Source organism: Enterobacter sp. ECC-175, assembly GCF_043968675.1.
Taxonomy (GTDB): domain Bacteria; phylum Pseudomonadota; class Gammaproteobacteria; order Enterobacterales; family Enterobacteriaceae; genus Enterobacter.
The window spans coordinates 2,817,509-2,841,282 of record NZ_CP143776.1 but is presented as its reverse complement, the minus strand read 5'-3'; the positions used below and the strand labels follow the sequence as shown (position 1 = coordinate 2,841,282).

20 protein-coding genes are annotated in these 23,774 nt (G+C 56.7%); 8 read left to right on the top strand and 12 right to left on the bottom strand.

The annotated features are described in order from the left end of the window. Positions 1-10: 10 nt before the first annotated feature. Together V1599_RS13595 and V1599_RS13590 are read left to right on the top strand one after the other, a co-directional pair. The gene (locus tag V1599_RS13595) at positions 11-1,165 is read left to right on the top strand and encodes an MFS transporter (protein ID WP_395301578.1); all 1,155 of its coding nucleotides are present in this window, start codon (positions 11-13) and stop codon (positions 1,163-1,165) included. Positions 1,166-1,175: 10 nt separating this feature from the next. Then, positions 1,176-2,066 carry a siderophore-interacting protein gene (locus V1599_RS13590; RefSeq protein ID WP_112010034.1) on the top strand — a complete coding sequence of 297 codons (891 nt, stop codon included), beginning with the start codon at positions 1,176-1,178 and terminating at the stop codon, positions 2,064-2,066. Between the two features lie 36 nt (positions 2,067-2,102). Here the strand turns inward: V1599_RS13590 and V1599_RS13585 are convergent, their stop codons facing one another. From V1599_RS13585 to V1599_RS13540, 10 genes are all read right to left on the bottom strand, one after another. Further along, positions 2,103-3,275: a radical SAM protein gene (locus V1599_RS13585; RefSeq protein ID WP_112010033.1), complete on the bottom strand. Its 1,173-nt coding sequence runs from the start codon at positions 3,273-3,275 to the stop codon at positions 2,103-2,105. After that, a complete protein-coding gene (locus tag V1599_RS13580) occupies positions 3,262-4,350 on the bottom strand; it encodes a glycosyltransferase (protein WP_395300233.1) in 1,089 nt (362 codons plus the stop codon). The genes V1599_RS13585 and V1599_RS13580 overlap by 14 nt, the downstream gene beginning before the upstream one ends. Beyond that, positions 4,328-4,924 (bottom strand): hypothetical protein, encoded by a 597-nt coding sequence (locus V1599_RS13575; protein ID WP_112010031.1) that lies wholly within the window; start codon positions 4,922-4,924, stop codon positions 4,328-4,330. Before V1599_RS13575 ends, V1599_RS13580 begins: the two co-directional genes overlap by 23 nt. A gap of 358 nt (positions 4,925-5,282) precedes the next feature. Next, positions 5,283-7,607 (bottom strand): pyrroloquinoline quinone biosynthesis protein PqqF, encoded by a 2,325-nt coding sequence (gene pqqF, locus V1599_RS13570; protein WP_395300232.1) that lies wholly within the window; start codon positions 7,605-7,607, stop codon positions 5,283-5,285. 2 nt (positions 7,608-7,609) lie between these two features. Beyond that, positions 7,610-8,746, bottom strand: a complete 1,137-nt coding sequence (gene pqqE, locus V1599_RS13565; protein WP_112010030.1) for a pyrroloquinoline quinone biosynthesis protein PqqE — start codon at positions 8,744-8,746, stop codon at positions 7,610-7,612. Further along, positions 8,739-9,017, bottom strand: coding sequence for a pyrroloquinoline quinone biosynthesis peptide chaperone PqqD (pqqD, locus tag V1599_RS13560; RefSeq protein WP_297122915.1), 279 nt, complete (start codon positions 9,015-9,017; stop codon positions 8,739-8,741). The genes pqqE and pqqD overlap by 8 nt, the downstream gene beginning before the upstream one ends. Then, positions 9,017-9,772 carry a pyrroloquinoline-quinone synthase PqqC gene (pqqC, locus tag V1599_RS13555; protein ID WP_395300231.1) on the bottom strand — a complete coding sequence of 252 codons (756 nt, stop codon included), beginning with the start codon at positions 9,770-9,772 and terminating at the stop codon, positions 9,017-9,019. Before pqqC ends, pqqD begins: the two co-directional genes overlap by 1 nt. Positions 9,773-9,781: 9 nt before the next feature. Continuing rightward, positions 9,782-10,693 carry a pyrroloquinoline quinone biosynthesis protein PqqB gene (gene pqqB / locus V1599_RS13550; RefSeq protein WP_395300230.1) on the bottom strand — a complete coding sequence of 304 codons (912 nt, stop codon included), beginning with the start codon at positions 10,691-10,693 and terminating at the stop codon, positions 9,782-9,784. Between the two features lie 58 nt (positions 10,694-10,751). Beyond that, the gene (pqqA, locus tag V1599_RS13545) at positions 10,752-10,829 is read right to left on the bottom strand and encodes a pyrroloquinoline quinone precursor peptide PqqA (protein WP_004937827.1); all 78 of its coding nucleotides are present in this window, start codon (positions 10,827-10,829) and stop codon (positions 10,752-10,754) included. Between the two features lie 115 nt (positions 10,830-10,944). After that, positions 10,945-11,994, bottom strand: a complete 1,050-nt coding sequence (locus tag V1599_RS13540) for a dipeptidase (protein ID WP_395300229.1) — start codon at positions 11,992-11,994, stop codon at positions 10,945-10,947. Positions 11,995-12,541: 547 nt separating this feature from the next. Between V1599_RS13540 and V1599_RS13535 the strand changes: the two genes are divergently transcribed. From V1599_RS13535 to V1599_RS13515, 5 genes are all read left to right on the top strand, one after another. After that, on the top strand, positions 12,542-13,237 hold the full coding sequence (locus tag V1599_RS13535) for an MgtC family protein (protein ID WP_112010025.1): 696 nt from the start codon (positions 12,542-12,544) through the stop codon (positions 13,235-13,237). Positions 13,238-13,391: 154 nt separating this feature from the next. Further along, positions 13,392-16,124, top strand: a complete 2,733-nt coding sequence (gene mgtA / locus V1599_RS13530; RefSeq protein WP_395300228.1) for a magnesium-translocating P-type ATPase — start codon at positions 13,392-13,394, stop codon at positions 16,122-16,124. Positions 16,125-16,145: 21 nt separating this feature from the next. Then, positions 16,146-16,238 carry a protein MgtR gene (gene mgtR, locus V1599_RS13525; RefSeq protein ID WP_112010023.1) on the top strand — a complete coding sequence of 31 codons (93 nt, stop codon included), beginning with the start codon at positions 16,146-16,148 and terminating at the stop codon, positions 16,236-16,238. 276 nt (positions 16,239-16,514) lie between these two features. Then, the gene (locus tag V1599_RS13520) at positions 16,515-17,435 is read left to right on the top strand and encodes a GNAT family N-acetyltransferase (protein WP_395300227.1); all 921 of its coding nucleotides are present in this window, start codon (positions 16,515-16,517) and stop codon (positions 17,433-17,435) included. Between the two features lie 301 nt (positions 17,436-17,736). Further along, positions 17,737-21,468, top strand: a complete 3,732-nt coding sequence (locus V1599_RS13515) for an inverse autotransporter beta domain-containing protein (protein WP_395300226.1) — start codon at positions 17,737-17,739, stop codon at positions 21,466-21,468. Positions 21,469-21,792: 324 nt separating this feature from the next. On the opposite strand, the gene V1599_RS13510 is transcribed toward V1599_RS13515, so the two are convergent. Both V1599_RS13510 and V1599_RS13505 read right to left on the bottom strand, forming a co-directional pair. Continuing rightward, positions 21,793-22,284, bottom strand: coding sequence for a DMT family transporter (locus V1599_RS13510; protein ID WP_395300225.1), 492 nt, complete (start codon positions 22,282-22,284; stop codon positions 21,793-21,795). 9 nt (positions 22,285-22,293) lie between these two features. Further along, entirely contained in the window at positions 22,294-22,728 is a 435-nt protein-coding gene (locus tag V1599_RS13505; protein WP_395300224.1) for a DMT family transporter, read from the bottom strand. Positions 22,729-22,827: 99 nt separating this feature from the next. On the opposite strand from V1599_RS13505, the gene V1599_RS13500 reads away from it, so the two are divergent. Next, positions 22,828-23,769: a LysR substrate-binding domain-containing protein gene (locus tag V1599_RS13500; RefSeq protein ID WP_395300223.1), complete on the top strand. Its 942-nt coding sequence runs from the start codon at positions 22,828-22,830 to the stop codon at positions 23,767-23,769. Positions 23,770-23,774 lie beyond the last annotated feature (5 nt).

Genomic DNA, 23,774 nt, shown 5'->3' with positions numbered 1-23,774 from the left:
CTGCTGGCCGATGGCGTTCAGCGCCGGGCTGCTGGGCGTCGGACAGAACGGCCTGCTGGTCGCCATTCCCGTTCTGGTGATCCAGACAAACCTCAGCCTGTCGGTGTGGGCCGCGCTGTTAACGCTCGGCTCAATGCTGTTCCTGCCGTCTTCACCGTGGTGGGGGAAACAGATCGCGCGGGTGGGCAGCAAGCCCGTGGTGCTCTGGGCGCTGGCGGGGTATGGCGTGAGCTTTACCCTGCTGGGGCTGGGCAGCGCGCTGCTGGCGACGCACGCCGTTCCGGCGGCGGCGGGCGTTGGCCTGCTGATCGTTGCGCGGGTGATTTACGGGCTGACCGTCTCGGCGATGGTGCCGGCCTGCCAGGTCTGGGCGCTGCAAAGGGCGGGAGAGGGAAGGCGCATGGCGGCGCTGGCGACCGTCAGCTCCGGGCTGAGCTGCGGCCGGCTATTTGGGCCGCTCTGCGCGGCGGCGATGCTCGCGATCCATCCTCTTGCGCCGATGGCGCTGCTGATGGTCGCGCCGCTGCTGGCGCTGATTATGCTGCTGCGCCTGCCGGGCACGCCGCCGCAGCCCGGCGCAGAGCGCAGGCGCGCGGGCCTGACGCCTGCGTGCGTGCCGTATCTGCTGTGTGCGCTGCTGCTTTCCGCGACGGTAAGCCTGATGCAGCTTGGCCTTTCTCCCGCGCTGGTTCGCCAGCTGGGGATGGACACGCACGCCATTAGCCACCAGGTGGCATGGCTGCTGAGCGCCGCGGCGGTCGCGTCGCTCGCGGCACAGTTTGGCGTGCTGCGCCCCCAGCGGCTGACGCCGATGGCGCTCCTGCTCAGCGCCGGAGCGCTCATGCTCTGCGGCCTGCTGCTGATGCTGGCCGTGCCGCTGTGGCTGTTTTATATCGGCTGCGCGCTGCTGTCGTTTGGCGCTGCGCTGGCGACGCCCGCCTACCAGCTTTTGCTCAACGAAAAGCTGGCCGACGGCGCGGGAGCGGGCTGGATCGCGACCAGCCACACGCTGGGCTACGGGCTGTGCGCGCTGCTGGTTCCGCTGGTGTCGAAAAGCGGCGTTAGCGTAGCGATGCTGATTGCGGCCCTCTGCACCGCCGTGCTTTTTAGCGTGACGTCGGGCGTTATCTGGCTCCGCCGTTCACCGTCCCCACAGGAAGAATAAAGGAAACGATATGGCTGGCGTTCAGAGCTACCGTCTGTTCAACGTTCAACTTCTGCGCAAAACGGAGGTTTCCCCCTCGCTGCTGAGCCTGGTCTTCGGTGGCTCCGAGGTGGCGGGAATGAAATCCGATTCGCCGGATCAGCGCATCAAAATGCTTTTTCCTTCCGAAGACGGCACGCCGCCGTCGCTGCCCGCCGGGAGCAGTTGGTATCAGGCGGTGCAGGACATGGAAAAAGCGAAGCGTCCGGTAGTGCGTACCTACACGCTGCGCCACGTCGATTCGGCTCGCCGGGAAGTCACCGTCGAATTTGTCCGCCACGGTCTGGAGGGGCCCGCGTCCGCGTGGGCGATTAACGCCGCGCCCGGCGACGCCATTCAGATCGTCGCGCCCAACGCCGCCTATCAAGCAGACAGCGGCGGCTACGAGTGGACGCCTCCCGCAGGTTTGCGCAGCGCGCTGATTATTGCCGATGAAACCGCGCTCCCGGCTGCGCGCGGGATCCTCGAGCGGCTCTCCAGTCAGGACAATCCCCCGCACGTTCGCGCTTTTTTTGAGGTGCCGGAAGAGGGCGATTGCGTCGATTTGACCGTGTTTGAGTTTGCCGACATTACCTGGCTTGCGCGCAGCCGCACGGGATCGGCGCACGGAGAATGCCTGCTTGAGGCAGTAAGAGCGACGTCTTTCACTTCTCAGCGCCACCGGCACGAGCAGGTACGCGAGGAGAGCGAGGGCGAGCTGCTGTGGGATAAAGCATCCACCCGCAGCACCGATTTTTACGGCTGGGTGGCGGGCGAATCGACGGTTGTGAAGCTGCTGCGCCGCTATCTGGTCGGTGAACAGGGGCTGGCGCACGATGCGATCAATTTTATGGCGTACTGGGCAAAAGGGCGCGCGAAGTAGCGGAGATAGCGCCGGATTTCCGGCGCTTAAGGCAGGCTAGATGCGGAAATTGTGCGTGTCTGCGCAGGCCGTGAGGATGCTCAGGGACGAGCTGCGCAACGCCGCAGCGACGGTCTGGTAGCGTTCTGAAGCCAGCAGCGCTTCAACCGGCGTGTCCAGCACGCTGCCGAATCCGATATCCGGAAACTGCTTGGTGAGCACCAGTTCACCACCGATATCGATATCCAGCTTGCAGCCTAATTTCAGGTATGCCGGGGCGGGCGGCATCTCATTGCGATAGTAGCGCGCGAGATCCTCCGCTGAATAATCTGGCCCAAAGAGCACGGGGATAGATTTTTCGCTCGCCCTGAGCGCCTCGACGGTGCGGGTAATTTTGTCGATGTAGTCGTCTGAGAAGGGACCCGTATCAAACCCGGAGTAAGAGACGGGCGTGATGTCCCACTGTTTGCAGAACTGGTTATATTCGTGCCGATCCTTCAGCCCGGCGATCCACAGGTGGTTAAATATCATCCAGTCCACGCCGCGCTCTTCACACATCTCCTTCAGCGCCATCGTGTCATCAAGATTTGAAGGCATTAACGTGTTTTCAACGCCGATCAGCCAGTTCATCCCGTTGCGCTTGCCCTCCGTCAGAAGGTCAATAGACGCAAGCGTTTTACGCCATGTGCCCTTGCCGCGGATAGCGTCATGGGTTTCTCCCACGCCGTCTAGCGAAATCAGAAACGCCAGCTGGTTGTGCCAGCGCGTAAAGAGATCGTAATACTTCCTGATGCTTAGCCCGTTGGTGCAAATATGGATGAAGCAGCCCATTTCGGCGAACGTTTCCACAAACTTGTCGAAGTCACGGTGCATGGTCGCTTCGCCGCCGTTGAGGATGATGTCCGGCTTATTGCGCGCCACAAAATCGAACAGGTGTTGGCATTTATCAAACGGAATGGCCGTGGGGTCCTGGTCGTGGTGAAATCCGCCTTCGCGCCACTGAAAGCAGTGGGTGCAGCGCAGATTGCAGGTATTTGTCATCTTGATGACGAGCTTGCAGATATTTTTCTCTTCGATTTTCCCGCTTTGCAAATAATCCTGAATAGCCTGCTGAACCCTCAGCGTGCTGGCCTCATGGTACCGCGTGTAGCCCGGATTACGGGCGATGAAGTTTTGGTACTCCTGCGGAATGATCTCATAATCGGTATGCGTTGATTTACGCGTCCACATGTTTGATATCCTTTTTTATCTGTAGGCTAACGATCGCACCTGCCTGCTGATTTACCAGCGCGGCAGCCTGTCTTTTCAGGGTAAGAGCCCGCTCGGGGCTGGAGAGAAGGGTTTGGACGGCTTTGATGAGTTCACCGTCGTTATCTGCGTAAAGCGCCGCATCATGACGCAGAAACACGCGCAGATTTTCCTCTTCATGCCCGGGCAAATAGCCATTAATCACGAGTGGCTTACCGCACAAGGCCACTTCGGTCAGGGTGAGCCCGCCTGCTTTAGCAATCACCACTTCGGCCCGGGCGTAGAGGCTCTGCATCTCAGAGGTGTAGGGTTGCACCACAAGCCTGCCGGTGCCGATCGGGTCGCGAAAACGTGCATTAAGTTCTTCACGCAGCGCCCGATTGCTGCCGCACAAAACAATGAGGGTGGTGACCGACGGCATACCCAGCAGCGACTCGATACTCGTTGTGCTAAGGTGAAGCCCCCAGCCGCCGCCGCTGAACATAACGCATCCCTTTTCCCCAGCCTCATGTACCTGGTTCAGGGAGGCCGGAATGCCGGATGCGGTGATCTTTCCGCCCTTTTGGCGAATGGCGCGAAACACCGGGCTTTCAAACGCCATTGGAATGAAAATCCTCTCCAGCGCCAGATTCCAGCCCGGCGACACCGTGTAGTCTCCCAACACCCCGTATACCGGTCGGGGATGGCTGCTGTTTTTTTGCCAATAGTTGGAGAACCAGCCGCAAAAAAAGCTGCAGGCAACCACGGTTTTTACGTTACTAAACACCGAGGGGGTTTCCAGCCGTTTGCCCTTATTCTTCATGCGAATGATGAGCGGCAGCAGCGTATAAAGGCACGGGTAAAACCAGCGTGAACGAAATATTCTCTCGAACCACGTTTTATTTTCATTGCACCAGCGCTGATAATTACCAAATAGCGCCTCGTTAAGCCATGCGGGTAATATATCATGCAGTGATAGTAAGCGACTTTCGATACCGTCCTGGGTTAACGCGAACTGTATATTTCGCGCAAGGGTTAACGAACCCGAACCGGATTCAATATAAAGTATTAAGACCATATTCTTCTCTGCTGAATTCACGAAGCGCGTCAAGATCGATTTTCATCACGACCATGTCTTTATTCTTGCCGTGGAAATGGCGGAAGGTAGCGACCTCCTGCAATCCGAGAGCCTTAAAAATGCTATAGATATTGGAGTCTGTACCGTTACCCAACAGCTCAATGTACATGGTGCGAAATCGCGTTTGGGTCAGGCAGACGTACATGTTGTTATAAATCATCCCCAGTTTCGTCATGGCTGGGGCATGCGGGGCGGCGACAAACCAGGCTGACCAGACGATGTCAGAGTGGTCCCACAGGCGATAGTGGTATCCCGTCAGCCCGATGATTTCCCCGTTCTGGCGAAAGCACCAGTAGCGACGACCGTCATCAAGGCCCGCGCGCTGGCAGGATTCATGAAAATCCAGCGTGCGTATAACCTCTTCGCAGGCATCCCTCGCCATAGACGCTGATATAAATTCCCGCTGCTGTTCATCAAAGCGTAAGTTTTCCGTTATCACGCCTTTCTGTGATAAATGGCGAGTTCCTTTTAACACCTTATCCATGAGCGTTTTATATTGTGCATCTTTATCCATATATTCTCTCCTTATAGGCAAAAGAAACCTATGACCCCGCATTGGTATGCTGGGTGAGGTGTAAGACATGCATCGTTATTTACATCTGCTTAAGGTATATCACAGGAAATAAGAAATACAATGTCCCGCAATAATAAAATGCGATCAAGATTAATATTACACAATAGCTTCTGGCTTATTCAGTGAATAGCGTTCACCTGTGCGCGCATTTATTTAAATTAATATTCTGTTTTTAAATTTAAATGCCGACGGACGTTTTTATGACGAGAAATTAATCAGCAGAATGGCGTCAGCATATTAAGGGTTTCACGTTAATCCCGTCTATTCGGCTGCGCCCGATCGTATCGGCAAAGCTCAATCAGCCTGCGGGCGCGGCAAAAAGCAGTCGATGCCAGTAGAGCAGGTCCGCAATCGCCAGCGGCGAGACGGTTTCCAGCCCGTCCCGGTTTTCCAGCGCAACCTCACGCGCCCGCAGAAGAGGGTCGGCGCTCAGGCAACGCAGATGTTGGGATACCGTGCTATGCGCCAGCTCCCGTTCAGCGAGATCGAAAGACGGCAGTTCGCGAGACATGTGCAGTAAAAATTCATCATTTAGCTGACGTAATTGCGCCGGGTCGTAATTCGGCGATTGCAGCGCAAAGAGCAAACCCTCAATACCGCGGCTGCGATGGAACGCACACTGCACCACGTAGCCGACGCTTCGCTCCACGCGCAGACGGCGGAAGTAGCGGGGAGCATAAAGCGTAGCCAGCACCCGCAGCGCCCATCGTCCTTGTGCATCGTGCCCGGCCAGCGGATAAAATTGCAAAAGCGCATTCTCGGCGCCGCTTTCACCAAGCGTAACCGGCGGGATCGGCGGCGCGGGCGGCGCCTGCGCGTCATCTTCGATAGCAAAAGGGAAGTCGTGCAGCAGGTGCGCAAGACGGGTCTTTAAGCGCTTGTCGCCGCCGACAAGCGTGGCGTGCCAGTGCGGGGGAGTATTCCCCGGCGAGACAAGCGCCTCGGGCAACTGTGCCAGCAGGCGCCGGATCGCGATATCGCTCTGCTGCTGTTTACGCGAGCGGCTAAGGCTTCTTGATGCCTCGCTGAGAAGCGCCGGGGTCTGCACGTTCAACGCCGGGTTGATAAGGCTCAGGCCGTAACAAAGCACGCTCTCGCGGCCAGACAGCTCGAGCAGCCACCGGTCCTGATGGCAGACCAGGCCCAGATGCCCGCCATAGTGCGCAATTTCCGCCGCCCCGGCGCGCAGTCCCGCATGCAGGCGTGCGGCCTGGCATTCCGTGAAGCGGGTAAAGGGGGCGGGGCGCAATAGCAGCACGGGCTCCGATCCCGCGTCGGCAAGATGAAGAAGCCGTGCCCGTTCGCGAGGCAAAGGCGGCGCGGGCAGCGCCTCGGGCCGAGGGTAAAACTGAAAAATGCCCGCGGTTCGCGTGGGGGGCGCGCTAACGAAGGGGCTCAGCGTCAGCGGCAGCCCTTCTGCATAACAACGTTCGCCCACGCTTTCGGGCAGCACGGCCAGCCGACGACGCGGTGCCGCGAGCAGCGCGGTGATATGCCGGTCCCAGCTGTCGTGCTGTTCCACAGGAGGAAGCCCGAACGCTCTGGCGCGAAGCTGATCAAGCAGCGTAAGCCGCGCGAAGTCGCGATTCGCCAGCTGGCCATAGTGCTCACGCTGAAGCGGACTCAGGCGGCGTAGATGCTGTAGCCAGGCCAGCAGCGCGCTTTCGATGTTCGCGATGTCGGTTGGCGAGCCGGTATTCAGCGTGAAGATAAAACTTACCAGCATGCTGTTTTCGCTGCACAGCGCATGCGCCAGCCTGACGCCATCGCATTCGGCATGGGCGCGCAGATGGGCCATTAGCCCGCCGGGCGCGTCGTCACGCACTAACCGCTCCAGCCGCCTCAGCCAGCCGCGATCGCCCTCAGGCTCAAGAGAGAAGACCAGCCGAAGCTGGGGCGCGACGGGCAGGGAGAGCGTCAGATCTTCGGCTGGCGAAAGGGTGCCTGACGCGTCATCAGCGGGCGCGTCGGCAGGCGCAAAAGGCGCGCCGAAGCACTCTGCCAGCGCGTGGAGCTGGGACAGCGGCTGCGGGCCATGCAGCCAGAGCGTCATCCCCGCCGGGCGAAAGCGCCGCTGGTGAAACTGGCGCAGCGCCCGCTGGAGCCGAAGAATATCCGTACCAAAGGTTTCCCGGCTGCCGATATGGAAGCGCCGCAGGGCCGCTATGCCCTTAAACATCTGGCGCTCTGCGGCCTGACAGCAGGTTTCGGGATCGTCGCGCAGCAGGCGGTATTCGGCGTCAATCACCTCAATTTCCTGCGCGATATCCCGATCGGCAAGCCCGGGGGCGGCGAGCATATCGCTCAGCCGATCGAGTCCTCCCGCAAGATGTTCGCCGCTCGCTTCAAAGAAGAAGGCGGTCTGCACGGCCTGCGTACTGGCATTTACCTTGCCCCCGACGGACTGCACCCAGCTCATCAGCCCATCCCCGGCGGCCACGTTCGCGCTGCCGCGAAAAAGCAGATGTTCCAGCAGATGCGCCAGCCCCGGCCACTCAGCCGGCTCGTGTACGCTGCCGGTATCGACAAGCAGCAGGGCGGCGGCGCGGGTTGCGGACGGATCGCTGATGGCGTTTATCCGCATGCCGCTGGCGAGCCGCCAGGCGTCAGCACCGTACTTCATCGTCAGCCCTTGAAGATAAGGCGCGAGTTCGCCTGGGTGCGAAAAAGCAGCTGTTCGATGCTCTTTTGCGTTCGGTTTGCCTCTTCGCGGGCCGCCAGAATGGTGCCGTGGTGCGGCGATTTGGCGCATACCGGATCGGCGTTATCGGCACTGCCCGTCAGCATGAACGCCTGGCACCGGCAGCCGCCGAAGTCCTGCTCTTTCTCGGAGCAGGAGCGACACGGCTCCGGCATCCAGTCGTAGCCGCGATAGCGGTTAAAGCCGAACGAGTGATACCAGATATGCTGCAGATCCTGCTCAAGCACGGAGGGAAATTCAACGGGAAGCTGGCGCGCGCTGTGACAGGGTAACACCGTGCCTTCCGGCGTGACGCTCATGAAGATCGCCCCCCAGCCGCCCATGCAGCCTTTCGGTCGCTCTTCGTAGTAGTCCGGCGTGACGAAAAGCAGGTTAGCCAGCCTGCCTTCCTCCGCCATGCGGGCGCGGTAGCGCTTCACCACCGCTTCGGCTGCAACGATCTGTTCGCGGGTTGGCAGCAGCCCTTCGCGGTTTTCGTGCGCCCAGCCGTAGAACTGGCAGGTGGCCAGCTCGACGTCGTCGGCATCAAGCTGTATCGCCAGCTCGATAATGCGGTCAAGCTGGTCGATATTGTGGCGGTGCAGGACGAAGTTCAGCACCATGGGGTAGCCTAGCGCTTTTACCGCTTTGGCCATGGCCAGCTTCTGATGAAACGCTTTCTCTGAACCGGCCAGCGCGGCGTTCAGCGTCTCGTCGCTGGCCTGGAAGCTAATCTGGATATGGTCCAGGCCCGCGTCGGCGAAGGACTGCAGCTTTTTCTCCGTCAGCCCGATTCCGGAGGTGATCAGGTTGGTGTAAAAACCCAGCTCGCGGGCGGCGGCGATAAGCTCAGGCAGGTCTTTACGGACCAGGGGTTCTCCGCCGGAGAATCCCAGCTGCACGCAGCCCATCGCCCGGGCCTGGCGAAAGACCTCGATCCATTGCCCGGTGCTGAGCTCCCGATCCTGCGCGGCAAAGTCGGTCGGATTCGAGCAGTAAGGGCACTGCAGCGGGCAGCGGTAGGTGAGCTCCGCCAGCAGCCACAGCGGAGGGTTTACCGTGGATGGCGCGAGATCACTCATGGAAAATCACCCATTTTTGCTCGTACGCGCGCTGGAAAAAGGTCAGTACGTCCTCTTCCAGCCCCTCCGCGCCCGGGAAGCGGTCGCTCAGGGTGGCGACGATCGCGCCCAGCGACGTCTTTCCGTCAACCAGCGCTAAAATGGCGGCCGCGCTGTCGTTTAGCCTGGCCATGCCCTCCGGATAGAGGATCACATGGCAGTTCTGTACCTGCTCCCACTGCATGCGGTAGCCGCGGCGGAAAACAGGGGTGTGTTCGGGAGTTAAGGTCATTACACCAGCCTCTGCTTGTGCCATACGCGGTCATCGGTCACGCTGTGGTAGGGCGGACGATTCAGGGAGTAGGCCATGGTCATCGCATCCAGCATGCTCCACAGGATATCCAGCTTGAACTGGAGGATCTCCAGCATGCGCTGCTGTTTTTCAACCGTATTACAATAGTCCAGCGCCAGCGCCAGGCCGTGCTCTACGTCGCGATTGGCCTGCCCGAGGCGGCTGCGAAAATAGTCGTATCCTGCCGGATCGATCCACGGATAGTGCTGCGGCCAGCTGTCCAGACGCGACTGGTGGATTTGCGGGGCAAACAGCTCCGTTAGCGAGCTGCACGCCGCCTCCTGCCAGCAGGCGCGGCGGGCGAAGTTGACGTAGGCATCCACGGCAAAGCGTACCCCAGGCAGCACCCGCTCTTCAGAAAGCAGGCTCTCCCGGCTCAGGCCGACCGCTTCGCCGAGGCGCAGCCACGCCTCGATCCCACCTTCAGCGCCGTTATAGCCGTCATGATCGAGAATACGCTGCACCCACTTGCGCCGGGTGTCAGGGTGCGGGCAGTTCGCCATAATCGCCGCGTCTTTAATCGGAATGCTGGTCTGATAATAGAAGCGGTTCGCCACCCAGCCCTGAATTTGCTCCCGGGTCGCTTCACCGTTGTGCATGGCAATATGGTACGGGTGATGAATATGGTAATAGGCCCCCCTGGCGCGCAGCGCGTCTTCAAAGGCCTGAGGAGAGAGAGGGGTGAGTTCTGTCATGCGGAGCCTCTACAGTTCGATGACCATGCCGTCCCAGCTGACTTCAATGCCGGCGTCGTTAAGGCTCTGACGCTCGGCCGAGTCTTCATTCAGGATCGGATTGGTATTGTTTATATGAATCAGAATTTTTCGCCGTGCGGGTAAGGTCGCGAGAAGCGCCGCCAGGCCGCGCTCTTCTGCCAGCGCCAGGTGCCCCATATCCTTGCCGGTATTTTTCCCCACGCCCGCGTTCGCCAGCTCATTGTCGCGCCACAGCGTGCCGTCGATCAGGAGGCAGTCCGCCCGGCGCAGCCAGGGCATGATCGTCTCATCCGGCTCGCCCAGACCGGGGGCGTATAACAGCCCGACGCCGCGTGCGGTGTCCTCAATGAACAGCGCCACGTTATGCCCGGGAAGGGGCCGATCGCGGTAGGCAGAATAGGGCGGCGCGTTGCTCAAAAGCGGGATGGCGGTGAAGCGCACGCCGGGGCACACCAGAGTGGTGAAGGCGTCTAAAGGCTCGACTGGATGATGAATCAGCCCGCCGTTCCAGTGGGAGAGCATGGTGAACACCGGGAAGCCGGTGGTCAGGTCGTCATGCACTTCCGGCGTACACCAGACGTGATGCGGACACCCCTCGCGCAGGTTGAGCAGCCCGGCGCAGTGGTCAATCTGGCTGTCGGTAAGAATGATGGAGCCTATTCCGGTGCCGCGCAGGACGTCAGGGGTGTTCAGCTCGGGAGAGACCCGCAGCTGGTGGCAAACGTCGGGCGAAACGTTACACAGAACCCAGTTTTTGCCGTCGTCGCTGACCGCAATAGAGGACTGGGTGCGGGGAGAGGCGTTTATCTTGCCTTCGCGAAGGCCGCGGCAGTTTTCGCAGTTGCAGTTCCACTGGGGAAAGCCGCCGCCCGCTGCCGAGCCGAGAACTTTTATCTGCATCTCTGAACCAGGAGTAATAAAAAAATAATGCCCGCGCGAAGGGCGGGCAGGCGAGCGATTAGCGGTTGGAAATGTACAGCGTTACTTCCAGACCCAGACGCAGGTCAACAAACTCGGGTTTAGTCCAGGTAGTCATAGCGAAGCTCCTTTGCGTTCATCTTGATGTTATTAGCCCAGTGAAATTGTTACACGGGACAAGGCTTATGTTAAATATATGTGATTTTTATCACAATAATTAAAAGGTAACAGAGTTATTCACCCCAGGTCTCTGCGAGAACCCGCAGCCAGTTGCGCCATGTCAGCTTCTCCAGCAGAGAGTCACTGAACCCCGCGTCCGACAGCGCCTGCACGAGGCGAGGGAGCCCTTCAACATCCTCAAGCGCATCGGGGACGTTCACGCCGTCGAAGTCCGAACCGAACGCCACCCGATCTTCTCCAAGTTTAGCGATCAAATACGCAATGTGGTTAATAATCGTACTCAGATCGGTACCGGCACCGTCACGCTTGCCGTCTGCGCGCAGAAAGGCGGTGCCGAAATTGACCCCGACCAGCCCGCCGCTATGCGCGATAGCCTCCAGCTGCGCGTCGGTCAGGTTGCGCGGCTGAGGGCAAAGCGCGTGGGCATTGGAGTGGGTGGCGACGAGCGGAGCGTTGCTCAACCTGGCGGTATCCCAGAACGCTTTTTCATTCATGTGGGAAAGGTCGATCATAAGACGGCGCTCGTTGCAGGCGTGGATCAGCGATTCACCCGCCGCGGTTAAGCCGGGCCCGGTATCCGGCGTTCCGGGGAAAGCGCCGTTAACCCCCTCGCCGAAGGCGTTGGGGGTATTCCAGAACGGGCCAATGCTGCGAACGCCCAGCTGATAGAATTTTTCCAGCTGCGCTAGCTGCGCGTCGATCGCGCCGGCCCCTTCAATATGCAGCACGGCTGCGATCCGCCCGTTAAGACGGCAGCGCTCGATGTCGCTGGCGGTGCGGCATATCTTCAGGCGCCCCTCAGAGCTGCGCTCGAGGATGCGCATAATGTCAATTTGCCGCTCGACGATTGCCAGCGGGTCAAAGTAGTCCAGCACCTCATCATCCGTTTGGTTGCGCATGCGGGCGATATAGCTAACCGGCGGGATAAATACCGCGAAAAGCCCGCCGAAAAATCCTCCCCGCCGCATGCGCGGGTAGTCGAGGTGCCCCGGTGAGACGCGGGAAAAGAACGCTTTCGCCGGATCGTCGTCATGATGAAGCCAAAGATTGAGCAGCAGATCGTTGTGTCCGTCAAAAACGGACCGGTCAGGCAGGTGGGTCATAGGCGTTTCGCTACGCGGTAAGAAATAAACGCTATGGTCTCTGATAGCGCATGGAGTAACAACCCTTTAAAAGGTAAGGGCTTCGCGGCGTAATTAAACATCGCTCAACGGAACTGCTTCTCTCCTTTATGCGGTTGATGTCGCGAGAAATATCAAAAATTAATGCGTAGCACCGTTGCAAACGGTTTTATCAATAAAGACTAAACAAACCTCATCCGTATGAGGTTTAACTTTACTCACTTAGCCCATTCATTATAATGGCCCCAAATTCACAAAGGAGTAATACGTTGGACAACCATCCCGAAATGCATAAAACGGTAAGTTGACGCGATTATTTCCGCGCTGCTTGCCGACCCGGCGGGCAGCAATCCCTTCCTGAAGACGATTGCCACCCAATAATGTGATTATCGCGTCATTACGCGAAGGCAATTGTTATGTTTACGTTTATCTACGCACTGTTTCCTCCACCGTCTGCACGGTAATCGTCGCTCTTCTTCGCGATCGTTTATCGTGTGCTGAATAAGCACGTACTCAATTCTTCCACAATCTGGAGGAACGTATGCTTATGTTTCCTGATATTACAAATTTACTCGCCGCAATGCTGCTGGGCGCGCTAATTGGCGCAGAAAGACAGTGGCGCCAGCGCATGGCTGGCCTACGCACTAACGCCTTAGTTGCCACGGGCGCCGCGGTATTTATTCTTAGCTCACTCTCGACATCGCCCGACAGCCCGGGGCGCATCGCGGCCCAGATTGTGTCCGGGATTGGTTTCCTCGGCGCGGGCGTCATCATGCGTGAAGGCATGAACGTGCGCGGGTTGAACACGGCGGCAACGCTTTGGTGTTCTGCGGCGATTGGTGTGTTATGCGGTCTGGGACAGTTCTGGAATGCGGCCTGGGCCACGCTCATTATTCTTTGCGCCAATATTTTGCTTCGCGAAGCGGCGCAGCGAATTAACCGCATCCCCGGCGCCGCCGATGAAGATAAACGCTATATCCTGAACGTGATCTGCGATGACGCCCATGAATATGCTATTCGCCAGCTGTTGCTGAATATGGCGAAAGAGCTGGCAATTGGTATGCAGAGGCTCGATGCGGTTTCTGCGGATGAAAAAGGGCGCAGGGAAATTCGCGCCGAGCTGATTAGCGTCGTGGACGATCAGAAAACGCTGAATCTTATTATGTCCAAAATTGGCGGACATGAAAATATCACCTCCGTTCGCTGGAGCTGCGAAGGCCATTAATTTTTCATTATTCACTAAACTGCGATGCCGCGCATAAGGAGGGAATGATGGATGTTCCCATACGTATAAAGTAATACCCGAGCTGAAGAGTAAAAAACTGTGCATGGATAATTCCGTGCAGGGATAACGACGCCTTAATTTTAGGGGATAGATCATGGCTGACATGAAAATTGAAAACCGGAAAATAAGCCGGGCTGCGTCAGATAATGATAAGCATCAACGCAAAAGCTTTCTGATTGAAACGGAAGCTTACCACAGCGCGGACCACACGCTGGCCCGCATGAATAGCACCCGTCTCGGGCTCACTACCGAAGAGGCGCTGTACCGGCTGGAAAAATGCGGCCGCAATGAGGTGGCGCATGAGAAAGCGCCATCAGCATGGCTTCAGCTACTGCAGGCATTTAATAATCCGTTTATCTATGTGCTGATAGCGCTGGCGGCGGTCAGCTATTTTACTGACTACTGGGTCCCGGTCCATAACGGTGAGGAACCGAGCTTTGCCAAAATCATTATTATTATGACGATGGTGAGCCTGAGCGGATTATTGCGTTTCTGGCAGGAATTTCGCACCAACAAAGCGGCCCAGGCGCTGAAATCGATGGTTCGCACCAGGGCCACCGTGCTGCGCCGGGGGCCGGGAGAAAGCAGGCCGGTGCAGGAAGAGATCCCGATTGAGGAGATTGTACCCGGCGATATTGTCGTACTCGCCGCTGGCGATTTGGTACCGGCGGACGTGCGGCTGCTGGAGTCCCGCGATCTGTTTGTCAGCCAGTCGATTCTGAGCGGTGAATCGCTGCCGGTTGAAAAATATGACGTCATGGCAAACGTATCGGGCAAAGACAGCGAACAGCTGCCGTCGCCGGATAAGGACAAATCCCTGCTGGAGCTGGGCAATATCTGCCTGATGGGAACCAGCGTGACCAGCGGAAGGGCGCAGGCGGTTGTCGTCGCCACCGGCAAGCGGACGTGGTTTGGATCGCTGGCGAAAGCGATCGTTGGCACCCGCAGGCAGTCCGCATTCGATCGCGGGGTAAACAGCGTCAGCTGGCTCCTGATCCGGTTTATGCTGGTGATGGTGCCGGTGGTGCTGCTGATTAACGGGTTCAGTAAGGGTGACTGGGTTGAGGCCTCGATGTTTGCGCTGGCCGTTGCGGTTGGGCTGACGCCGGAGATGCTGCCGATGATCGTCAGCTCGAACCTTGCCAAGGGCGCTATCGCGCTGTCGCGGCGCAAGGTCATCGTTAAACGCCTCAATGCGATTCAGAACTTTGGCGCGATGGACGTGCTGTGTACCGATAAAACGGGCACGCTAACGCAGGATAATATTATCCTCGCGCATTCTCTTGACCTGTCCGGAGCCGAGAGCGATCGGGTCCTGATGCTGGCCTGGCTTAACAGTACTAACCAGAGCGGTACGCGTAATCTGATGGACAGAGCCGTACTCCGCTTCGGGGAGGAAAAAGTGTCCCCGGCAACGATGAAACGCTTTATCAAGGTTGATGAACTTCCCTTTGATTTTGAGCGTCGTCGCGTGTCGGTGCTCGTCGAAGATGTCCGTCACGGCGACAAGAGCCTGATCTGCAAAGGCGCGGTTGAAGAGATGCTCTCCGTGGCGACACATCTTCGCGAAGGCGGCAAGACTGTTGCGCTGACGCAGACCCGCCGCGATCTGCTTCTGGCAAAAACGGACGATTACAATGCGCAGGGTTTTCGCGTGCTGCTGGTTGCAACCCGCAAGCTGGAAAGCTCCGCGCAGCCGGTTCCGCTCAGTAAGGATGATGAGCAGGGGCTGACCATTGAAGGAATGCTGACCTTCCTCGATCCGCCAAAGGAAAGTGCCGGAAAGGCGATTCAGGCCCTGAGCGACAGCGGCGTGGCCGTGAAGGTCCTCACCGGGGATAGCCCGGTCGTGACGACGCGCATTTGTCTTGAAGTGGGTATCGATCCGCATAACCTGCTGACGGGAGATCAGATTGAAGCGATGTCGGACACTCTGCTGGCGCGTGAAGTTGAAGTCCGGTCGGTGTTTGCCCGGCTCACCCCGATGCAGAAGTCCCGCATACTGCAGGCATTGCAGAAAAATGGCCATACCGTGGGCTTCCTCGGCGATGGCATTAACGATGCACCCGCTCTGCGCGATGCGGACGTTGGGATTTCCGTCGACAGCGCGGCGGATATTGCCAGGGAGTCGTCCGATATCATCCTGCTGGAAAAGGATCTGATGGTGCTGGAGGAGGGGGTAATCAAAGGACGCGAAACCTTTGGCAATATCATCAAGTATCTGAAGATGACGGCCAGCTCTAACTTTGGCAACGTTTTTTCCGTGCTGGTCGCGAGTGCGTTTATCCCGTTCCTGCCGATGCTGGCGATTCACCTGCTGATTCAGAACCTGATGTACGACATTTCCCAGCTGTCGCTGCCGTGGGACAAAATGGATAAAGAGTTCCTGCGTAAGCCGCGCAAATGGGATGCGAAAAATATCGGGCGCTTCATGTTATGGATTGGCCCAACGTCATCGATTTTCGACATCACGACCTTCGCGCTGATGTGGTACGTCTTTGCGGCCAACAGCGTAGAAGCTCAGGCGCTATTCCAGTCCGGCTGGTTTATTGAAGGGCTGCTGTCGCAAACGCTCGTTGTGCACATGCTAAGAACGCAGAAGATCCCGTTCATCCAGAGCCGCGCGGCGCTGCCGGTGCTGCTGCTGACGGGGCTGATAATGGCGATCGGGATTTACATTCCCTTCTCACCCCTCGGTGCGCTGGTGGGATTGCAGCCGCTGCCGATGAGCTATTTCCCTTGGCTGGTGGCAACCTTGCTGAGCTACTGTCTGGTGGCCCAGGGAATGAAGCATGTCTACATAAAGCGCTTTGGCCAGTGGCTGTGACGTGCGGTGGGAGAGAGGGATATGAAGCGGTCACCTGACAAAATCATCGCTGCGCTTTTCCTGGTGTCAGGGTTAGTGATGCTAATTTCGGCTATCTGGCAAATCATCGTTTGAGGCGGTGAGGGTAGACGGCCGATCTGTCACACATCTTAACCGACTTGTCTGAAGCCATTCTGGATTGTTATGAGATGCAGTGTCTGCCTGGAAAAGGACAGACGCTGCCTTTCTGTCGTTTCCGCCGTATCGCTGCCGCCGGCAGGCGTAACTCAAACACGCAGAGCGCCAGCATCACAATCGTATTCATGATATGAATCGGATGATAAAAAATATAGTTAACGGTGTTAACTAAACTGTGTATCATAAGCCATCGAATCAGTGAGGGTTTAGTTCATGGTACAGCCAGATATTCGTTCTTTCCGCGCCACACTGCGTGAAATGGTCAGAGAACTGGGTATGCTCAGCCGTAAAGCAAGCGGAACGGAGTTATCCCCCCTTCAGAGCCATATTCTGATTGAACTCAGCAATCATCCTGAGGGGTGTACTGAACTGGCCTCGAAGCTATGCGTTGAGAAAGCGAGCATGAGCCGCACGCTAAAGAATCTTAGCGATGAGGGATACCTACTTAAGGAAAATGACGCGCGGGATGGCAGAGCCTCTCAGTACAGATTAAGCGACGCCGGAAGGCAACTTCTTTCTAAGCTTGAGGAAAATGCCGACAGGTTTGCTATGGACGCTCTCGCTTCATCATCTGAGGAAGAAATTCAGATTTTGCGCCAATCTTTGCTGCACTTTACAGGCAGTTTGCGCAACGCGCGTCGCCAACGTGAATCAAATATTAATATGAGACGCCTGCAGTCAGAGGATAACGCCGCAATTGCAGAAATTATCCGTAATAGCTTTCGTGAGAATAAAATCGATCACCTCGAAGGCGTTAGTCTCCATGATCCAGAACTCGATTCCCTGAGTGAAGCCTATAAGCAATCCGGTGCCGGATATTGGGTTGTGGAAGCAAATGGAATGATTGTCGGGGGAGCGGGACTCGCGCCGCTGGGCGGAGAAGCAGGCATTTGCGAAATGCAAAAATTATTTTTCAAAAGCGAAGTACAAGGAATGGGCCTGGGCAGACGAACGATCGCTTTTATCCTTTCTCAGGCCTCAGAAATGGGATACCACGCCTGTTATCTTGAAACGCTTACCGTGCTGAAGCATGCCGTGCGCCTCTACGAGGCCTTTGGATTCAAGCATATACCTGCACGACTTGGCAATACGGGCCATGGCAGCTGTGACATATACATGTTGAAAAAATTGTAGCGACCATTTTACGGTTCTGAAGAAAATAAATAGGAATACCTTCCGGAAGATCTTTCCTTAACTGGCACCAGTACGTCTGATGACGCCGGAAGGATATGAACAATATATACCTGCATATCGTCGCCAGTGAGGATGAACTTTCATCTCATTAATGGAGAGCGACTATTTAAATTATGGAGTAATTATCGGTATGGTAGTCAGCTGTTTGCCTTCTCTTAAACGAAAACATGGACTTTATATTGTACTTTTTATGCAGCCCGCGCTGGCGACCAAAAGTGAATTTAATATAAATGAACAAACCATGAACGCCAGAGAGAATATATATCACGCGCTCCATGAAGAAGAAATCAGCCGCGAAGAAACGCTTTTCCAGGCAAGAGCTGGCGCAGGCGCTAAGCTGGCTCAGGTATTGGGGCAGGACGCTTCCGCCGATCGCATCAGCGCCGTCGGCGGCAGCATGGCCTCAGGATTATTCAGCTCGGCCGTTCAGCAAAGCCTTTCTTCTTTTGGCACGGCAAGAGTAAAGCTGAATTTAAGCAGCGTACATCTTGATGGCAGTGAGTTTGATTTTTTACTGCCCCTTTACGACAGCCGCAGCCATCTGTTTTTTTCCCAGACGGGAATAAGGCGGATTGACGACAGGACCATGGCGAATTTCGGCATAGGTTATCGATTCTGGCCTTCTGACTCCGCCATGTTCGGTGCCAATATGTTTTACGATTACGACGTCAGTCGCCAGCATAAGCGGCTTGGCACAGGTCTTGAGTATGCGCGCGATTTCTTTCGCGTTTCTGCTAATGGCTATTACCGGCTCACCGGCTGGAAAACCTCGCGCGATATCACGGACTATCACGAACGCGTCGCGAATGGCTTTGATATCCGGACAGAGGCCTGGCTTCCTCGTTTGCCTCAGCTGGGCGGGAAAATTACCTGGGCGCGATATTATGGCGATCGGGTTGGTATATTTGGCCCGGACGATCTCCAGAAAGATCCTCAGGTACTCACCTTTGGCCTGAACTACACGCCCGTACCGCTGGCGGGAATTTCACTGCAAAAAACGGTTAACACGCGCGGCGGGGGCGACGAATTTTCCGTAGGGCTGAACTTCTCCTGGCAGTTTGGCTTGCCGCTCAAAGCGCAGCTTGACCCGGACCGCGTTCGGTTTAACCGCACGCTGGTGGGCTCCCGCTATGACCTGGTGGACAGAAACAACGTCATTGTTCTGGAATATAAAAAGGATCGCCTGTTTTCCGTGGCTCCGCACCACAAGGTTTCGGGCGTTGAAAGCAGCCAGCTTTCGCTAAACCTGGACATTTCTTCGCGCTATGCCGTAACCGGGATTGGCTGGCAGGGCGAAGATTTCTTCGCCGCCGGTGGCGATATTACTTATGTAAACGGCGCCTACGTTATCGCGCTGCCCGAATGGCAAACAAATGGAAGTAATCATTACCAGCTCGAAGGACGCGCCATTGATGAAAAAGGCAATATTTCTGCACCGTTCCGCCTCGAAGTGGATGTTCTGCCGATGGATGTCAACATCTCGCTGGCGGGCGATCTGAAGGGCGAAGAGGGACAAACGCTGGCGATCGGGCTTAACGTTCGCAGTACCGGCACCATTGGCAAAGTAGACTGGAAGGCGCCTCAATTTCTTGCTGCCGGGGGGAAATTTATTCAGACGCGTGCAGCAAAAGCAGACAGCCTGAGCCTGAACTATAGCGCCGTTCTGCCTCCTTATAAGGCGGGCGGTGAAAACAGTTATCCCATTGAAGTGACGGTGAGTGACAGCGAGGGGAACGTTTCGAACACCGCCTCAGCCCGAATCGTGGTTGAACCCCGCTCTATTGTGCTCGCCGTTCCGCCAGAGGTGGCGGGTAATGAGGGGGAGCGTATTGCGCTGCCGCTGACGATTGATGCAAAAACCGCGGTGACCCGGCTCGACTGGGAGGCGCCCGAATTTATTGCCCATGGGGGCAAAGTCAGCGTGGAAAAAGAAAAAGTCTGGCTGGAACTGCCTGCATGGTCGGACTCTGGCTCCAACCAGTATGCTATTACCCTCACCGCAGGTGACGACCAGAACCACCGTTCCGCGCCGGTAACCGCAACTGTTTCAGTGGCCTCCGCGGCCGTAAACCTCGTTCTTGATGAAAACCTGACGGGCAACTCGGGTGAGGAGCTCGTCGTTACGCCGCAGGCCAGCGCCCAGTCCGGCATCGATCGCATCGAGTGGCAGGGTGAGGCATTTTTCAGCGCTGGCGGAAAAATTACGCAGGACGGTACAAATGCCTGGCGGTTCACGCTGCCATTATGGAAAAAAGAGGGGACCAACCGTTATTCCGTGCGCGCCGTCGCGTGGGATACGTCTGGCCGCTCGTCGACACCGGTCACCCTGACGTTAGAGGTGCAGCCGGTCAGCATTGCCGTTTCGGCGCCCGGCACGCTGACGGGGACCGAGCAGGAGACGGTAGATGCCACCATTAGCGTGGTGTCAGAGGGAACCACCGTAAGTGACGTCCAGTTCAGCGCGAAGGATTTCCTTGCCGCAGGCGGGAAAATTACCGGCACGCTGCCTGACTATCATTTCGTCATGCCCGCCTGGCAGGCGACGGGAAGCAACCATTACAGCGTCACGGTTACCGGTAAGGATTCGCACGGCAATATCAGCGAGCCGACGCAGATAGCGATCGCCGTCAGTCAGGCTCTGTTCGTCATCACCGCGGATACGGCCGTTACGGGCTTTGAGGGCAGTACAACCGAGGTGACGCCGCAGGCGCAGAGCCTGTACGGCGTGGCGAATTACGAGATCGATGCTACCGCCTTCAAATCTGCCGGTGGCACCATTACGGAGAAAGAGGGAACCTTCAAATTGACCCTGCCGGGCTTTGTCGTAGGCGGGGAAAACCGATATCCCGTTACGATCCGGGCCGTAGACAAGAGAGGGCGGTTATCCTCACCGCTGGAGCTGAACGTCGTCGTTACCACCCGGCTTCTGGATGCGAGCGGCCAGTGCTCTGTTGTGGGTGGGGGCGAGGGCTATGCGAACCAGATCGATAAAGAGAGCGTGAATTATCAGGAGGCGACCGATTATACGACGCTGAAGGCGCTGGTTGATGCCGGAACGCCTTATATCTATATCCCGGGCGATGTCGAAATTGAATTACCGGTGACGAAAAATGCGCTTTTTGTTAAAAGCGGTACGACTATTTTCAGCGACCGGGGATCAGACGGCAGCGAGGGGGCTCGCCTCAGCATTCCCTATCTGAGCGAACAGAATAATCAGTTCCCGATTATCGTGATGGACAGCAATACGCGAATGTCCGGCATTCGCTATGAGGGACCGTATAAAGGAACGCTGACTAAAAATACCACGATTGGTATCCAGACGGTGGAAGGCGCCCATAATATCGAGGTGGATAATATGGAGCTCTGGGGATGGCCCTGGGCAGCGGTGAGCGTAAAAACATCAACAAATGTGCGGGTACATCACAGCTATATCCATGACAATATCAAATCTGAACTCGGTTACGGCGTTGTTGTACAAAACGGTAATGCCACGGCGGAGGTGGCGTGCAATGTTTTTAACAGCAACAGACATTCGATTGCCGGAAGCGGCAAGTCCGGCGAGGGATATGCTGCGCATCATAATTTGGTGTTAAATGGTGGCGGGCGCGGCGCTTATCATCAGTTTGACATGCATAAGTATCAGTCCGCAGGGGCCGGTGCGTTTATGGAAGTGACGCAAAACTGGTTTGACTATGGACGCTACGGTACCAGCAATCGATCCTCAATTGGCGTACGTGGTCAGCCATCAAGAGGACCGATTACCGTGACCGATAACTGGTTCAGTCAGCCCTGGAAGAATGGAACCCAGTATGCGGTAGCGGGAGAATATGGCACCTGGGTTCCCACTGTTGAATCTATACTGGCGACCAATAAATTCAGCGTGAAGTTTAACTATTTAGAGAAGGGGAATAACCAGTGCGTGATTGACTGGCTAAGTTACAGCCAAAGCATTAACTGTTCGGCGGTGAATTAGCAGCACCTGGTGGCTTTCTCATCATTTCAATCTTCAATACTAAAATCTGTCCGCGTGCCGTTGGCGTGCGGACAGATTGTGCCGTTATGGGGAAGGTGGGAACAACTCGCAAGGAACGTAGAGATACAAAGACATCAATTTATCTCATTTAACATAATATACATTATGCGCACCAGTGGGATATTAGCTGAATCCTGACGCTCCATCCTGACCAAAGTCTGCTACCAAATCAAGCCAGATGTCATCTGACAGATACCGGTAAACATCCCCGGTAACTGTCGGATCCGTCATCCTTCAAAGTATGGCTATCAGGACTGGCCGAACCTATTGATTAGCTTCCGCCTGCTGCGACGTCTGTTTTACCGGTGCTACCTTTGACCTGCTGCTGGCGTAAATGAAGAACAGCGCGATGCCCAGGCAGACGATGGCGCCGAGTCGGCTCATTGAGAACGGAATCGACTCATTGCCCAGCCAGCCGAAGTTATCGATCAGCATGCTCATGGTCAGCTGGCCAAAGATGACGGCGACCGTGGCAACTGCCGCGCCGATGCGCTGAACGGCCAACACCATAATGACGATGTACGGTACGCCAAACATAGCGCCCAGCAGCTGCCATTTGGGCACGTCCATCAGGGTCAGCGCGTGTTTGGGTTCGAAGAAGAAGATCAGCAGCCCCGTCACCAGCGCACCGACCGAAAACGTCAGGAACGCGCTTTTGAATACCCCGACCTTGCTGCCCAGCTGGCCGTTGATAGCCGCCTGAATGCTTAACATAGCGCCACCGACGACGGTGAGAAGAATCATGATAATAGTCATAGTGTTACCCTACCCTTGTGCAACCAAAGCCAGCGCTGCAATGATGAAAATCAGCGCGATGATGCGTTTACCGTCAATTTTCCTGTGCGGCGTGCCGAGCAGGCCATAGTGGTCAATAATCAGGCTCTTGAAAATCTGACCGGCCAGGATGCCTATCATGGTCATGGCGATGCCGATGGCCGGGGTTGCCACGGTCAGGATGATGACGTAAATCGGCCCAAGCACGCCGCCAAGCAGCTGCCAGGACGGCTGCGCAAAGAACGACGGGCTGTTGCGCGGGCTGAAAAACAGCATCAGCAGGAAAGTCAGCGCCGCGCCCACGCCAAAGATGCTAAAGGTCGCCCAGAGGTCACCGACCTCTCCTCCCAGCGGCCCGAGTAATCCTGCCTCTACGGACAGCCCCATGCCTCCGGCAATGACGAATAAAATCAGTATGAGTTGCATAGCAATCAGTCTCTTGTTGATCAGGCGGAGAAGATTACGCCTTAACATCGATGAGAAAAATGCCATAATGAGATAAACACCTGTGCAGGATATGCATTAATGAATGAGCCCGGCAACATCAGCATGCGCGCCCTGCTGATTTTTATAGATGTCTATGAAACGCAGAATTTCTCTGTGGTGGCGCGGCGGGAAGGCATATCCGCCTCTCAGGTATCGCGCGTTATTCATCAGTTAGAGGATGCGCTGGGGCAGCAGCTCTTTTACCGCAACACCCGGGCGATCATCCCGACGGAAAGCGGCCATCTTTTTGTTCGCTATGCGCGGGCCATGACGGGCAGCCTTGACGAGGCGCGGCGGGAACTCAATGAGAGAACGTTTGAGCCTTCCGGAATGGTCCGCATAAACGCACCGGTATTCTTCGGACAGCGGCACGTGGCGCCCGCGCTGTCCGGCCTGGCGGAACGCTATCCGAAGCTCAGTATTGATCTCACGCTGACCGATGATTACATCGATCCGCACCGGGACCCGGCTGACGTCATTTTTCGAATTGGCACGCTGACGGACTCCTCATTTCATGCGCGCGCGTTTGGACAGCAGTTCTATCATCTTGCCGCGTCACCGGAATACGTCCGCAGGCACGGTATGCCTGAATCACCTGAGGCGTTGGCGCGCTTTAAATGTCTGGTCTACCGCGGGTCGTCAGGCCCCAACCGCTGGCTGCTGCGAAGGCGCGGTGAGGAATGGGTGCACTATCCCGTCTCGCCATTGATGACATCCAATAATGCTGAAACGCTGCTGATTGCCGCGCTCGGAGGGATGGGGATTGTGCTGTTTCCCGACTGGCTGATTGGGGACCGGCTAAAGAGCGGCGAGCTTGTCGCGCTCCTTCCCGAGCTGGAGGCATCCATCAACACCGAGCCGCAGCACATTGCGGCACTCTACCCAAATAGCCGCCATCCGCCGCTAAACGTGCGGGCGATTATCGATTATTACCTCGACGCGTTCGGCTCCCCGCCTTACTGGCAGTCTGAGGCAGATTGAATACA

What these genes read in the sequence shown, in the direction of transcription:
- V1599_RS13595 (WP_395301578.1), top strand. Translation starts at nt 11, where the DNA reads ATGGCGTTCAGCGCCGGGCTGCTGGGCGTCGGACAGAACGGCCTGCTG.
- V1599_RS13590 (WP_112010034.1), top strand. Translation starts at nt 1,176, where the DNA reads ATGGCTGGCGTTCAGAGCTACCGTCTGTTCAACGTTCAACTTCTGCGC.
- V1599_RS13585 (WP_112010033.1), bottom strand. Translation starts at nt 3,275, where the DNA reads ATGTGGACGCGTAAATCAACGCATACCGATTATGAGATCATTCCGCAG.
- V1599_RS13580 (WP_395300233.1), bottom strand. Translation starts at nt 4,350, where the DNA reads ATGGTCTTAATACTTTATATTGAATCCGGTTCGGGTTCGTTAACCCTT.
- V1599_RS13575 (WP_112010031.1), bottom strand. Translation starts at nt 4,924, where the DNA reads ATGGATAAAGATGCACAATATAAAACGCTCATGGATAAGGTGTTAAAA.
- pqqF (WP_395300232.1), bottom strand. Translation starts at nt 7,607, where the DNA reads ATGAAGTACGGTGCTGACGCCTGGCGGCTCGCCAGCGGCATGCGGATA.
- pqqE (WP_112010030.1), bottom strand. Translation starts at nt 8,746, where the DNA reads ATGAGTGATCTCGCGCCATCCACGGTAAACCCTCCGCTGTGGCTGCTG.
- pqqD (WP_297122915.1), bottom strand. Translation starts at nt 9,017, where the DNA reads ATGACCTTAACTCCCGAACACACCCCTGTTTTCCGCCGCGGCTACCGC.
- pqqC (WP_395300231.1), bottom strand. Translation starts at nt 9,772, where the DNA reads ATGACAGAACTCACCCCTCTCTCTCCTCAGGCCTTTGAAGACGCGCTG.
- pqqB (WP_395300230.1), bottom strand. Translation starts at nt 10,693, where the DNA reads ATGCAGATAAAAGTTCTCGGCTCGGCAGCGGGCGGCGGCTTTCCCCAG.
- pqqA (WP_004937827.1), bottom strand. Translation starts at nt 10,829, where the DNA reads ATGACTACCTGGACTAAACCCGAGTTTGTTGACCTGCGTCTGGGTCTG.
- V1599_RS13540 (WP_395300229.1), bottom strand. Translation starts at nt 11,994, where the DNA reads ATGACCCACCTGCCTGACCGGTCCGTTTTTGACGGACACAACGATCTG.
- mgtA (WP_395300228.1), top strand. Translation starts at nt 13,392, where the DNA reads ATGGCTGACATGAAAATTGAAAACCGGAAAATAAGCCGGGCTGCGTCA.
- mgtR (WP_112010023.1), top strand. Translation starts at nt 16,146, where the DNA reads ATGAAGCGGTCACCTGACAAAATCATCGCTGCGCTTTTCCTGGTGTCA.
- V1599_RS13520 (WP_395300227.1), top strand. Translation starts at nt 16,515, where the DNA reads ATGGTACAGCCAGATATTCGTTCTTTCCGCGCCACACTGCGTGAAATG.
- V1599_RS13515 (WP_395300226.1), top strand. Translation starts at nt 17,737, where the DNA reads ATGAACGCCAGAGAGAATATATATCACGCGCTCCATGAAGAAGAAATC.
- V1599_RS13510 (WP_395300225.1), bottom strand. Translation starts at nt 22,284, where the DNA reads ATGACTATTATCATGATTCTTCTCACCGTCGTCGGTGGCGCTATGTTA.
- V1599_RS13505 (WP_395300224.1), bottom strand. Translation starts at nt 22,728, where the DNA reads ATGCAACTCATACTGATTTTATTCGTCATTGCCGGAGGCATGGGGCTG.
- V1599_RS13500 (WP_395300223.1), top strand. Translation starts at nt 22,828, where the DNA reads ATGAATGAGCCCGGCAACATCAGCATGCGCGCCCTGCTGATTTTTATA.